This is a genomic window from Frankiales bacterium (assembly GCA_016125335.1).
Classification (GTDB): domain Bacteria; phylum Actinomycetota; class Actinomycetes; order S36-B12; family CAIYMF01; genus Longivirga.
The window spans coordinates 163,933-177,203 of the sequence record WGLY01000003.1; the positions used below are offsets into that span (position 1 = coordinate 163,933).

General features: G+C 75.8%; 11 protein-coding genes. 4 read left to right on the top strand and 7 right to left on the bottom strand.

The window, feature by feature from the left end; translation table 11 throughout:
* The first annotated feature begins 28 nt into the window (after positions 1-28).
* Positions 29-340, top strand: a complete 312-nt coding sequence (locus tag GC157_02580; GenBank protein ID MBI1376358.1) for an antibiotic biosynthesis monooxygenase — start codon at positions 29-31, stop codon at positions 338-340.
* A gap of 36 nt (positions 341-376) precedes the next feature.
* Here the strand turns inward: GC157_02580 and GC157_02585 are convergent, their stop codons facing one another.
* The gene (locus GC157_02585) at positions 377-1,036 is read right to left on the bottom strand and encodes a hypothetical protein (protein MBI1376359.1); all 660 of its coding nucleotides are present in this window, start codon (positions 1,034-1,036) and stop codon (positions 377-379) included.
* Positions 1,037-1,057: 21 nt separating this feature from the next.
* Positions 1,058-1,963, bottom strand: a complete 906-nt coding sequence (locus GC157_02590; GenBank protein ID MBI1376360.1) for a pentapeptide repeat-containing protein — start codon at positions 1,961-1,963, stop codon at positions 1,058-1,060.
* Positions 1,964-2,010: 47 nt separating this feature from the next.
* Here GC157_02590 and GC157_02595 point away from each other — a divergent pair, with 47 nt between their 5' ends.
* Positions 2,011-4,935 carry an aminotransferase gene (locus GC157_02595; GenBank protein ID MBI1376361.1) on the top strand — a complete coding sequence of 975 codons (2,925 nt, stop codon included), beginning with the start codon at positions 2,011-2,013 and terminating at the stop codon, positions 4,933-4,935.
* 24 nt (positions 4,936-4,959) lie between these two features.
* Here GC157_02595 and efeB read toward each other — a convergent pair whose 3' ends face one another.
* From efeB to GC157_02615, 4 genes are all read right to left on the bottom strand, one after another.
* Positions 4,960-6,234, bottom strand: coding sequence for a deferrochelatase/peroxidase EfeB (gene efeB / locus GC157_02600; protein MBI1376362.1), 1,275 nt, complete (start codon positions 6,232-6,234; stop codon positions 4,960-4,962).
* On the bottom strand, positions 6,231-7,397 hold the full coding sequence (locus GC157_02605) for a PbrT family lead (Pb2+) uptake porter (protein MBI1376363.1): 1,167 nt from the start codon (positions 7,395-7,397) through the stop codon (positions 6,231-6,233). Before GC157_02605 ends, efeB begins: the two co-directional genes overlap by 4 nt.
* Positions 7,398-7,573: 176 nt before the next feature.
* Positions 7,574-8,383, bottom strand: a complete 810-nt coding sequence (ppk2, locus tag GC157_02610; protein MBI1376364.1) for a polyphosphate kinase 2 — start codon at positions 8,381-8,383, stop codon at positions 7,574-7,576.
* Positions 8,384-8,558: 175 nt separating this feature from the next.
* On the bottom strand, positions 8,559-8,972 hold the full coding sequence (locus tag GC157_02615) for a cupin domain-containing protein (protein MBI1376365.1): 414 nt from the start codon (positions 8,970-8,972) through the stop codon (positions 8,559-8,561).
* Between the two features lie 174 nt (positions 8,973-9,146).
* Between GC157_02615 and GC157_02620 the strand changes: the two genes are divergently transcribed.
* Entirely contained in the window at positions 9,147-12,359 is a 3,213-nt protein-coding gene (locus GC157_02620; protein ID MBI1376366.1) for a S8 family serine peptidase, read from the top strand.
* Entirely contained in the window at positions 12,356-12,982 is a 627-nt protein-coding gene (locus GC157_02625; protein ID MBI1376367.1) for a hypothetical protein, read from the top strand. Before GC157_02620 ends, GC157_02625 begins: the two co-directional genes overlap by 4 nt.
* 33 nt (positions 12,983-13,015) lie before the next feature.
* Here GC157_02625 and GC157_02630 read toward each other — a convergent pair whose 3' ends face one another.
* Positions 13,016-13,270, bottom strand: coding sequence for a ferredoxin (locus tag GC157_02630; GenBank protein ID MBI1376368.1), 255 nt, complete (start codon positions 13,268-13,270; stop codon positions 13,016-13,018).
* Position 13,271 lies beyond the last annotated feature (1 nt).

Sequence of the window (13,271 nt, forward strand, 5' to 3'; positions counted from 1 at the left end):
TTGCGGCGCGGCGCGGCAGGATCGGGGCATGACCGACGTCGCCCTCGCCATGACCGTGGAGTTCACCCCCGCGCCCGGACGGGCGGCCGAGCTGCGCGCCGCGCTGCTCGACGTCGTCGCCCCCACGCGCGCGGAAGACGGCTGCCTGCTCTACCAGCTGCACGAGGACGTCGCCGACCCCGATCTGCTGGCGTTCTACGAGATCTGGGCGAGCCCGGCCCACCACGCGGCGCACGGCGCGACCCCGCACATCACGGCGCTGCAGGCTCGGCTGCCCGAGCTGCTCGCGACGCCGCCGCGGGTGCGGCGGCTGCACGCGATCGACCCGGAGCCCTCGTGACGCCAGGATGACGGGCGCTGCACCACCGACACCGGGTCAGAGGCCCCAGAAGCTGCCGGAGAGGCCGACACCGCGCAGGTAGTCGGCGGCCTCGGACGGCTCGCGCCTGACGTAGCCGCGCTCCAGCCGCCCGGTGTACCAGTCGGCGGCGAGCCGCCAGAGCGTCGGCAGGTCCATCACGTATCCGCGCTCGCGCCGCTCGCGCGTCAGCCAGTCCTGCACGCACGCCTCGTCGCAGAAGATCCGCTGGTTGCCGCAGGTGGTGACGACGTCGTCCCACATGCGCGCGGCGGGGACGAGGAAGTGCGCCACCTGGCCGCCCGCCGGGGGTGCTTCGCGCGTGACGGTCCACGCGTGGGCGGCCGAGCACGCCGGGCAGGTGGTGGCGACCAGCACCGACGGCTCCCAGGGCAGCAGGTGCGCGAGGGCGAACGAGTCCCACGCGCAGCCGCCCCACCACAGCGTGGCGGCACCCATCACGGAGAACCCGAGCGGCACCGACGAGAACGGGTGCGCCATCGCGATGGTGCCGTCCGCGGCCAGAGCCAGGTGGCGCGCGGCGGCCAGCGCCGCCAGGCCGGACCGGACGTCCGCTGCCGGGACGCCGAACCGCTCCGCGAGGTCGTCGACGCCCGGGGCGCGCCCCTCGTGCGCGAACGCGCGGTAGACCGCCAGCCGCAGGTCCTCGAGGTCCATGGCGGCACGGTAGACCGAGGGTCAGCCCGTCGCGGTGGCCCAGTGCGTGGGCGGGGTGAACGGCGGGGCGAGCACGGTGCCGGCGTCCCCGGTCGCGGCCTCGAGCTGGGCGGGGACGAGGAACAGGGCGCCCCGCAGGTCCGCCCCCCGCAAGTCCGCGCCGCGCAGGTCGGCCCCGATCACGTCGGCTCCGCGCAGGTCGGCGCCGCGCAGGTCGGCTCCCACGAGCACCGCGCCCCGCAGGGACGCACCGCGCAGGTCGCGTCCGCTCAGGTCGCGGCCGACGAGGTCCGCGCCGCGCAGGTCGACGTCGCGAGCCGGGGCGTCAGCTCGCCGCCGCTCGCTGCACGCCAGCAGCAGCCGGTTGACGTCGGCGCGCACGGCGTCGACATCGAGGGCCGCGAGACTCGCGGCCGACGACGCGACCAGCGCCTCGAGCTCGTCGACGGTCGCGGCGAGTGCCGGGCGCAACGGGTCGCTCGACGCCCACGCGAGCGCCTCCGCGGCGTAGCGCAGCAGCTCGTGCAGGAAGCGGACGACGGGGAACACGGCGGCGGCCACGGCCGCCGTGGCGTCGTCGTGCGACCACGACCGGCCACCGAGCACGACCTGCGTCACGTGCTGGCCCGCGCCGAAGCAGTCGTACACCACGCACCCGGCGAACCCGCTCGCGCGCAGGCGGTCGTGGATCGAGCACCGGTGCTCACCGGTGAGGTTCGGGCAGGCGACGCCGGCGGGCTTGTCGATCGCGAAGTCCGCCGAGCGGCCGAACGCCGGGATCACGCAGCACAGCCCGGAGCAGCGCGAGCAGTCGGCGCGCCACCGCGGCGACCACGGGTCCGGGAGGTCCACCGGCGGCACGGCACCCCCTCCACGTCCGGGACCGCACCCGGCGGTCCGGGCGCGCCGCCCTATCCTCTCCCCCATCCGCCGCGCGACGAGGCACGGCGGACCGGCAGCAGGGAACCCGCACCATGCCAGTCGACGGCAGCCCGCTCGAGGTCGCCCCCCGTCCCCCCGTCGACGCCGGGCGCGCGGCCGGGATCGCGCGTGACCTCTACGGCGTCGAGGGCCCCGTCCGCGAGCTGGGCAGCCAGCAGGACCGCAACTTCCTCGTCGAGACCCCGCTCGGCGGCCGCGTGGTGCTCAAGGTCGCCAACCGCGGCTGGGGGCGCGAGACGCTCGAGGCGCAGAACGCCGCCCTGCGCCACCTCGCCTCGCACGACCTGGGCTTCGCGGCGCCGGTGCCGCTGCCCGGGCTCGACGGCGCCCTGCTGCACGAGGTGGACGACGAGGGCGGCCCGCTGCCCGTCCGGCTGCTCAAGTACGTGGAGGGCGTCCCGCTGAGCTCGGCCCGGCACCTCGCGCCGCAGGTGGTCGCGGGCCTCGGCCGCCTGGCCGGGCTGGCCAGCGCGGCGCTGGCCGGGTTCGAGCACCCCGGCCTCGACCGTGCCGTGCAGTGGGACCTGCGCCGCGCCGACGAGGTCGTCGGTCTGCTGCTCCCCTCCATCGGCGACCCGGACCGGCGCGCGCTGGTCGCCGACGTCGCGGCGGGCGCCTGGCAGCGGCTCGCCGACATCGCACCGCGCCTGCGGGTGCAGGCCATCCACGGCGACGTCACCGACGACAACGTCGTGGGCGAGCCCGACGACGCCGGGCGCCTGCGACCCGCGGGCGTCATCGACTTCGGCGACCTGTGCCGCAGCTGGCTGGTGGCCGACCTCGCGGTGGCCGTCACCGGCGTGCTGCGGCACGCCCCGGACGACCCGTTCGCCGTGCTCCCTGCAGTGCGGGCCTTCCACGACGTCGTGCCGCTGACCGAGGACGACGTCGAGGCGCTGTGGCCGCTCGTGCTGATGCGCGGCGCCGTGCTGGTGGCCAGCAGCGAGCACCAGGTGGTGCTCGACCCGGACAACCCCGGGCTCGTGGGGCCGCTCGAGGACGAGTGGCGCATCCTGCACGCCGCGCGCTCGGTGCACCCCCACCACGTCGAGTCCGTCCTGCGTGCCGAGCTCGGGCTCGGCCCGGCGCCACGGCACGCGGCCGCGCTGCGCACCGTCCGGGACGCCGGCCGGCTGATCGACGTCGAGCCCTCTCCCGTGGACCTGTCGGTCGGTTCGGCCCACCTGCACTCCGGCCGTTTCCTCCAGCCGGGCGTCGAGGAGATCCTGCTCGCCGAGGAGGCCGGGCGCGCCCGGGCCTCGTGCACCCGCTGGGGCGAGGCGCGCGCGACCCGCACTCGACTGCACTCGGCGAGGCCGCCGGAGACCGTCGCCCTCGGCGTCGAGCTGCGCGTGCCGCCGCGCACGCCGCTGAGCGCCCCGTGGCCGGGCACGGTGTCCGCCCCCGAGGCGGGCCGCCTCGAGCTCGTGTCGTCCGACGGTGCTCGGCTGCTGCTGCGCGGGGTGCATGCCGGCGTCGCCCACGGGGAGCAGGTCGCCCGAGGGGCCGTGCTGGGTACGGCGCAGAACGGCCGGCTCGCGGTCCAGGTGTGCGTCGACCCGGAGGTCGACCCGCCCGCGCTGGCCGGCCCGGTCGAGGCTGCGGGCTGGCTGGCGCTGTGCCCGGACCCCTCACCGCTGCTCGGCACCGACGTCGCCGCTCCGGACGAGGACGCCGACGCGCTGCTGGCCCGGCGCCGCCACGCGCTGGCCGCCGTCCAGGAGAGCTACTACGACAGGCCGATGCGCATCGAGCGCGGCTGGCGCCACCACCTGCTCGACACCGACGCGCGCAGCTACGTCGACATGGTCAACAACGTCACGTCCGTGGGGCACGGCCACCCGCACGTCGCCGACGCCGTCGAGCGCCAGCTGCGCACGCTCAACACCAACTCGCGGTTCCACTACGCCGCGATCGCCGAGTTCTCCGAGCGGCTCGCGGCGCTGGCGCCCGACGGGCTCGACCAGGTGTTCCTGGTGAACAGCGGGTCCGAGGCGGTCGACCTCGCGCTGCGCATGGCCCAGACCGTCACCGGCCGGCAGGACGTCCTGGCCGTGCGCGAGGCCTACCACGGCTGGACGTACCTGTCCGACGCGGTCACCACCTCGCTCTACGACAACCCCGCCGCGCTGGACAGCCGGCCCGACTGGGTGCACCTCGCCTCGGCGCCCAACCCCTACCGCGGGCGCTTCCGCGGGCCGGGCTCGGGCGCGGAGTACGCCGCGGAGCTGCGCGCCCTGGTCGACGACCTCGTCGCGGCGGGGCGGCCGCCGGCGGCGTTCGTGTGCGAGCCGCTGTTCGGCAACGCCGGTGGCGTGCTGCTGCCGGAGGGCTACCTGCCCGCGGCCTACGACGCGGTGCGCGCGGCCGGCGGCCTCGTGGTGGCCGACGAGGTGCAGGTGGGCTACGGGCGCACCGGGCACCACTGGTGGGCGTTCGAGATGCACGGCGTCACCCCGGACTTCATCACCATCGCCAAGGCCATGGGCAACGGGCACCCGCTCGGCGCCGTGATCACCACCCGCGCGATCGCCGAGGCGTTCGGCGCGTCCGGCTCGTTCTTCTCCTCCGCGGGCGGCAGCCCCGTCTCCTGCGTCACCGGCATGACGGTGCTCGACGTCATCGAGGACGAGGGGCTCCAGGCCAACGCCGCGACGGTCGGCGACCACCTGCGCCGCCGGTGCGAGGAGCTCGCCGAGCGCCACCCCGTCATCGGCACGGTCCACGGGCTCGGGCTCTACCTCGGCGTCGAGCTGGTCCGCGACCGCGACACGCTCGAGCCGGCGACGGCGGAGTGCTACGCGATCTGCGAGCGGCTGCGCGAGCTCGGAGTGGTCATGCAGCCCACCGGCGAGCGGGCCAACGTGCTCAAGCTCAAGCCACCGATGTGCCTCGACGTCGCGAGCGCCGACTTCGTCGTCGAGATGCTGGAGGCGGTCCTGCGCGACGGGTGGTGACGGCGCCGGTCGCGGTCGACCCGCTCAGGCGAACAAGGTCTCGCCGACGTAGCCGCCGTCTGGCCCGACGCCGGGAGGCACGGCGAACGCCGCGCTGCTGAGGTAGCGCACGTACTCGTTGAGCCGGTCGGCGCGCGCGAGCCGACGCTGCATGGCGACGAACTGGCTGTCGAGGTCGCGGACGAACGCGACGAAGAACAGCCCGGCGTCGAGGCGGCCGAGGTCGTCGCTGCCGTCGGTGTAGTTGTACGAGCGGCGCAGGATCCGCAGCCCGTCGTTGACGGACGGGTGGGCCAGGGCGACGTGCGAGTCGGTGGGCACCAGCGGCTCGCCGTCGGCCCCCTCGAGCGTGAAGTCCAGCGGCGCGAACTCGTCGCCGCCGGACAGCGGCGCGCCGAGGCGCTTGGTGCGGCCGAACACGCCCTCCTGCTCCCGCAGCGAGGTGCGGTCCCAGTTCTCGATGGTCATCCGGATCTTGCGGGCCACGAGGTAGGTGCCGCCGTCCATCCAGGCGGGGCCGTCGCCGCTCTGCGCCCACACGAACCGGTCGAGCGCGGCGTGGTCGTCCACGGTGATGTTGGCCGTGCCGTCCTTGAACCCCATGAGGTTGCGGGGCGTCGGCCCGGTGTGGTCGGTCGCGGAGCTCTTCGCGTAGCCGAGCTGGGTCCACCGCACGCGGGCCACACCGGCGGAGAGCCGCACCAGGTTGCGCACCGCGTGCACGGCCACCTGCGCATCGTCGGCGCACACCTGGATGCACAGGTCGCCGCCGCAGATCGCCGGGTCGAGGTGGTCTCCGCGGAACACCGGCAGCTGTGCGAACCGGTCCGGCTGCCGCGCGGCGACGCCGAAGCGGTCCGTGCCGTCCGGGGCCCGGAAGAAGGTGGGGCCGATGCCGAAGGTCACGGTGAGCCCGCTCGGGGGCAGGTCGAGCGCGTCGCCCGAGTCGGGCGGCGGGGCGTCGTACGGCGCGGCGAGGTCGTCACCCACCGACCGGCCCGCGGTCAGCGCCGCGGCCGCCACCGTCCAGCGGCGGAGCATCGCGACGAGGTCCTCGCGCGAGCGGGTGACGAGGTCGAGCGAGACGAAGTGCAGGGAGTCCTGCATCGGCGTGGCGATGCCGTGCTGGTGGTCGCCGTAGAAGCGCTGCTGGTACCCCGCCGCCGAGGAGTCCGTCGTGCTCCTCGACACGGCCACGGCCGCCCCCGTGGTGGCGACGGCAGCTGCGGCGGCGCCCGCGCCGAAGGCGCCGAGCAGCGCCCGGCGCGAGAGCCGGGGTGGTGCGGTCTCGTCGCTCACGGGCCCACGTCCAGCACGGCGGCGGGCAGGTGCGAGAGCGGCTCGGCGAGCGAGTCGACCGCCGACCCGAGGTCGCGCACCTGCTCGTGCGTGAGCGTGTCGAACCCGACGAAGCCGTCGCCCCGCCGGTGCAGGTCCATCACCGCCAGCACCTGGGCGAAGCGCGCGGCGATCGTGGCGGCGAGCTGCGGGTCGTGCCGCTCCAGCACCGGCCGCAGGCCGGTGAACAGCACCCGCGCGCCCTCGAGGTTGCCCTGCACGTCGGCCAGGTCGGTGTGCGACCAGGGCTCCTCCTCGCCCCCGAGCTTGCCCGCCGCCACCTCCTCCACCAGCGACACCGCGCCGTGCGCGAGCCGGTCGACGGTGAACGCGAGGCCGGCCGTGCGCGCGACGAGGCCCTCGGTGTCGGTCACCAGCCGGTCGGCGAGCACGAGCCGGTCGGCGGCGTTGAGCGCGGTGTAGCCCGACGGCGGCCAGAGGTCCTTCTCGATCCGGTGCCAGCCGGTCCATGCCTGACCGTCCTCGACGTCGCTCTCCCGCGCGTCGATCACCGCGTCGAGGTCGCCGAAGGACTCGGCCACCGGCTCGATCCGCTCCCAGTGGCGGCGCGTCGACGCGTACAGCGACCGCGCCCGGGCGTCGTCGTGCTCGCGGTAGGCCTCCGCGAAGGCCCGCGTGCCGGCGAGCAGCTGCTGTGCCTGGTCGCGCACGTAGGCGGCGTACGCCGTGGTGGCGTCGGCCTCGAGCTGCGCCTCGGCCCCGGTGACCACTGGCTGCCCGGTGGATCCGGTGACGGCGAACGGGGTGCGGATGCTGTCGGTGGCGCCGCCCGGCTTGCAGGCGAGCGTGTACGCGCCGGGAGCGGCCTGCACGACCACGTCGCGGGAGAGGCCCGGACCGATGCTCTCCACCTCCCCGAGCAGCTGGAACCCGTCGTCGGCCAGCAGGGCGAACTGCGTCACGCGCGAGCCGGTGTTGGTCACCTCGAAGCGTAGGACGCCGGACGCCGCGCGGTCGCTGCTCGCCGTGCACGAGTCGTCGGTGCTGGTGACGGTCACCGCGCCGGCGGTCGCGGGAGGCGGCGAGCCGCAGGCGGAGACGAGACCGGCCAGCGCCAGTGCGGCGGCCGCGGCGCGCGGCGGCACGGCACCGGTCCACGCCATGGCTGCCTCCCCGGCCGCAGGTCCGCGTCGGGCGACGCGCATCCGCACGAGGTTACGGGCGCGACGACCGCCGGGGACACGGCCCGCGCCGAGGTCGGTCCCCCAGGACGACCCGGTCCGAGCCGTTCGGACGAGGAGCCAGGGCGTGCCGTGCGCCAGCTGTCCGGTGAGCCCGCTCAGCGGGTGACGGCGTAGCGGCGGGGGACGAAGGTCTGGCTCTCGATCGGCGGCCGCACGTAGGAGCGGTTCTGCTTGGGCGGCAGCACGATGTCGTCGTGCTCGATCGGCTGGTAGGGCACCAGCGAGAGCAGGTGCGCCATGAGGTTGAGCCGCGCGGTGCGCTTGTCCTCGGCGTCGACGACGAACCAGGGGTTGTCCTTGGTGTCGGTGTAGGCGAACATCTGGTCCTTCGCCTCGGCGTAGTCGACCCAGCGGGCCTGCGCCTCGACGTCCATCGGCGAGAGCTTCCACCGGCGCGCGGGGTCGTCGATGCGGGACTGGAAGCGGCGGCGCTGCTCCTCGTCGGAGATCGACAGCCAGTACTTCACGAGCATCATCCCGTCGCGCACGAGGGCGCGTTCGAGGATGGGGCACACGCGCATGAAGTACTCGTACTCCTCGTCGGTGCAGAAGCCCATCACGCGCTCGACGCCGGCGCGGTTGTACCAGGACCGGTCGAAGATGACGATCTCGCCGGCGGCCGGGAGCTCGGAGACGTAGCGCTGGAAGTACCACTGCGTGCGCTGGCGCTCGGTGGGCGCCGGCAGGGCGACGACTCGGCAGTAGCGCGGGTTCATCTGGTAGGTCATGCGGCGGATGACGCCGCCCTTGCCCGCGGTGTCGCGCCCCTCGAGGATCACGACCAGCCGCTCGCCGCTGGCGCGGATCCACTCCTGCATCGCGACCATCTCGGTCTGGAGGCGGGCCAGCTCGGCCTCGTACTCCTTCTTCGTCAGGTGCAGCGGGCCCTCGTCCGGGTCGGGCAGCGACCGGGACGGCGTGAGCGGGTGCGACGGCTTCTTCGACACGTGCGCAACCTACGACGAGCACCCGCCCGCACGCCCCCCGTACGCCGATCCCCACCCGGACCGGACCCGTCGTTACTGCCGCAAGAACCGGAGACCGGCGCGGTTTCCGGTCATCCGGGCAGTAACGACGGGGTCAGACGGGGCTGGCGACGAAGTCGTCGTCGGCGTGCGGCGGGGGCACCTCGACCGGGCGGTAGGTGTAGAAGAACTCCACGCCCTCCGGGCCGACGTCGGTGACCGCGTGCGGGACGCCGGGCGGCACGTAGACGTAGGAGCCCTCGTCGACGCGCTCGCCGAGCATCACGCACGAGCCGCGCGTGATGAGCATGTGGTGGTGGGCGCCGTGGTGGGTGTGCTCGGGCTTCTCCCGGCCCGGCTCCACCCGGATGAGCCCGATCACGACCGCGCCGGACTGCCACAGCACCTTGTGCGCGGCGCCGTCGATGCCGCGCAGGTCCTCCCAGGGCTCGGCCGCCAGCGCCGCCGAGGTCAGCACGAGCACCTTGCCGAGGTCGTCGCGTCCCGTGTCCACCGGTGACGGGCCCATGGGGTCTCCCTCCGCTTCTCGCCGACACCACGAACCTAACCGCAGGTCGGGCGCGTGTCCTGGGGTCCTGGCGGACGGCGCGGCGCGGGCGGCACCGGCGGCGCGGGGCAGTGCGCCCCGGCGCCTACCATGGGTGGGCGCGCGCCGGGCGCGCCGTCGTCCAGGGAGCGCCACGTGAGCCGAGGGATGCGATCGCTCGCGTCCGTCTCGGTGCTCGCTCTCGCCCTCGGCGGCACCGCCGCCGCCACCGCGCCCGCCGCCACGGCCGCGCCCACCCGCCCCTCGACCTCCGCCCCCGCCTCCGCGGCCGCCGGCAGCGGGGCGCCCGCGCAGCAGCTCGTGCGCCGGCTCATCGTGCGCACCGCCAACGGCCGGGTCACGGGCGCGTCGGTGCTGCGGGCGGCGCAGGGCTTCGCCGGCGTCCCCCGGGCCCGCGTGGCGCGCCGGCTCGCGTCCGGCTCCACCCTCGTCGCGCTCTCGACGCCGCTGTCCGTCGACGCGGCCTGGCGGGTGGCCCGGTCGCTGCAGGCCCGCTCCGACATCGCCTACGCCGAGCCGGACCTGCTCATGCACGCGACGGCGACGAGCCCCGTGGTGCCCGACGACCCCGCCTTCCCCCAGCAGTGGGACCTCTGGGACTCCGCGGCCTCGAGCCCGGGCGGCTTCTCGGTGCACGCCCCGTCGGCGTGGGCGCGCACCTCGGGCAGCCCGCAGGTGGTCGTCGCGGTCCTCGACACCGGCATCACCAGCCACCCGGAGCTGACCGGTCAGACAGTGCCCGGGTGGGACTTCGTGTCCGGCGACGGCTCCGGCGGCGGCGCGCCCTTCTACACCGCGAACGACGGCAGCGGCCGCGACCCCGACCCCTCCGACCCCGGCGACTGGGTCTCCCCCTCCGAGGCCTCCGGGGTCTCGGCCGGCGGCTTCTTCGCCTCCGAGGGCTGCCCGGCCGACAGCAGCTCGTGGCACGGCACCCACGTCACCGGCACGATCGTCGCTCGGCGCAACAACGGCCTCGGCATCACCGGCATCGCGCCCGGCGTGCGCGTGCAGCCGCTGCGGGTGCTCGGCAAGTGCGGCGGCTACACCTCCGACATCGCCGACGCCATCCGCTGGGCCTCCGGCGCCGACATCGGCAGCGGCCCGGGCAACCCGCCCGGCCCGGACCCCACTCCGGCGTCGGTGATCAACCTGTCGCTCAGCGGCCCGGGCCCGTGCGACCCCGAGACGCAGAGCGCGATCGACACCGCCGTCGGCCGCGGCACCACGGTCGTGGTCGCGGCCGGCAACGACAGCGCCTCCGTCGTGTCCACGTCGGCGACCACGGGCTCCTCCCCCGCCGACTGCCGTGGCGTGGTCGACGTCGTGGCCACCGACCGCTCCGGCGGCCTCACCGGGTACTCGAACTACGGCTCCGTGACCGGCTCCACCGTGATCGCTGCGCCCGGCGGCGACTCGACCGGCTACGGCCACGACATCCTGTCCACCGTCAACCGCGGCGCCACCCGGCCCACCACGGCCGGCTACGCCTGGTACGCCGGCACGTCGATGGCCGCGCCGCACGTGGCCGCGGCGGCCGCGCTGCTGCAGTCGCTGCGGGTCGGGCGCACGCCGTACACCCCGGCCCAGGTCGCCACGCTGCTCTCCGGGCTCACCCGGCCCTTCCCCTCGAGCAGCGGCTGCTCCACGGCCACGTGCGGCACCGGGGTGCTCGACCTCTCCCAGCCGCTGCCCACCTTCGCCCCGCTGGCACCCACCGACGTGACGGCGTCACCCGGCGACGGGTTCGTCACCGTGTCGTGGACCCCCGGCGACACCGGCGGCACACCGGTCACCTACGCCGTGGAGTCGAGCACGGACGGCGTCACCTACGCGCCCGCAGGCACCACGGCAGGCACGTCGCTGCGCGTCGACGGCCTCGCCGACGGCACGGACTACTGGTTCCGCGTGCACGCCACCAGCGCCACCGAGGGCGCTGGCCCCTCGACCGCGACGGGTCCGGTCGCCCCGGCGGCCGCGGCCCGCCCGCAGGCACCCGCCGCGCCACGGGTGCTCGGCGCGGTGGAGCGCCTCGCCGTGTCGTGGTCGGCCCCGCCGGACGGCGGCAGCCCGCTCACGGGCTACTCCGTCGAGTACCGGCCCACCGGGTCCAGCACGTGGCTGTGCGCCCGGCCGGCCTCGCCGACCGACCCGCACTGCCTGGTGCCGGCGACCCTGCACGCGCTCGTCGTCGGGCCGGGCCTGGCCGCGGGCGAGTACGACGTGCGCGTGGCCGCGGCCAACTCCCTGGGCCTCGGGGCCTACAGCCCGGTCGCTCGCGGCGTGGCCGTGCGGCTGCGCCAGTCGGTCTCGGCCTCCTCGGGAGTGCTGCGCCCCTACGTGGACGGCTACCAGGACTACGTGACGCTCACGATCACCTCCAACGTCCGCTCCGGCGGCGCGCTGCGCGTGACCGACACGCGCGGACGGCTCGTGCGCGAGCTGGTGCTGCGACCCGGCACCGCGTGGCACCCTCGCTGGAGCGGGCGCGACCAGCGCGGCCGTGCGGTCCCCTACGGGCGGTATCACATCCAGGTGCTGCTGCGCGGCCGCAGCTCGACGCCGACGGTCGTGTCCTCGTCGTCGGTCCTCGTCGAGCGCAGCGCGGCCACGCGCCCGCGCATCGCGCTGACCACCGCGACCGTCTACCCCGCCCGCGACGGCTACCGCGACCGCGTCGGCATCACGGCGCGCGCCACGGTCCCCGCCACGTACCGCATCGAGGTCGTCGGCTCCCACGGCGTGGTGCGCACGTTCCGCCTCTCGCGCCGGGTGGTCGCGCGGGTCACCTGGGACGGCACGGACTCGCGCCACCGCGCCGTCGCGGCCGGCCGCTACCGCGTGGTGGTCACCGCCACAGGCGGTCAGGGCCCGTCGGTCAGCTCGAGCGCCCCGCTGCAGGTGTCCGCGAAACGCTTGCGCGGCACGGCGTTCCACGTGTCGATCCCGGCGTCGCTCGCGCCGTCGGCGCTGCTCCAGGGCACCATCACCCCCGTGGGCGACGGGCTGAGCCTGCACGGCACGTCCACCGTGCTCGCCCTCGCGCTCGATCTGCCGTCGGCTCTGCGCTACTCCTCGGTGCGCGTCGTCGTGTGCACCGCCGTCACCAACGCGCCCACGGCGCGGGCACGGGTCGCCTACCTCGACAGCACCGACACGATCCTCTCCGGCCCGTGGGCGCTGCCCAACGCCAAGGGCTGCTACGTCGCCGGGTCCCCCGCACCGGCCGCGTCCGTGGTCTCGCGCGCGCTGCACGTCGCCGTCGCGAACGTGCCGGCACCGCCCGCGACGTCGGGCTGGCTGCTGTCGCGCCTCGAGGTCACCGGCACCGCGTACCACCTGGCATGAGCCCGTCCGCCTCCGACCCGTCCGGCGGCACCGCCCACGACGGCGTCGACCCCGCGTGGGTCGCCCGCGTGGCCGCCGGCCCCCCGGGCGCCGGCGGCACGCGGGTGGTCTGCGTCGACGGGCCGGCCGGCTCGGGCAAGACCACGCTCGCGGCGGCCCTGGCCGACGGCCTCGCCGCGCTCGGACCGGTGCTCGTCGTGCACGGCGACGACGTCTACGAGGGCTGGCCCGTCGTGGCCGGGGAGCCGGACCGCGTGACCGCGTTCGCCACCCTGGCGAACCGCCTCCGACGTGACCTGCTCGACGCGTGGGCACGCGGGCGCACCGTGGAGGTGCCCCGGTGGGACTGGTACGTCGGCGCCCCGGGCCGGCCGGTGCGCGCGGCACCGCCGGCGACCGTGGTGCTCGAGGGGGTGGGGCTCGCCGCCGCACCGCTGCGTGAGCTCGCCTCGCTCACGGTCTGGGTGGAGGCCGACGCCGTGCAGCGCCGGGCACGCGTGCTCGCCCGCGACGGGGACGCGGTGGCCGGCGAGCTGGACTCCTGGCAGCGCGACGAGCAGGAATGGCACCGGCTCGACGGCACGCGTGCGGCCGCCGACGTCAGGGTGAGCACCTCGGACTGACCGGCACGCCGCGCCCGTCGCGGCACGGCCTCGTCAGGGGCGCAGGTGCAGCGCCTTGCGCGGGCAGGCCCGCGCCGCGGCCTCGGCCTGGCGGCGCTGCGAGCCGCGCTCGAGCGGCTCGGGCGTGACGATCGGGTAGCCCCACGAGTCGACGGTCACGAGGTCCGGCGCGAGGTGCGCGCAGATCCCGACGCCGTCGCACACGGCCGGGTCGAGCCGCAGGGTGGGCAGGGTGGAGGCCGGGCCGGGCTGACGCGCCTCGCGCAGCGGGGCGGCACGTCGCGACATC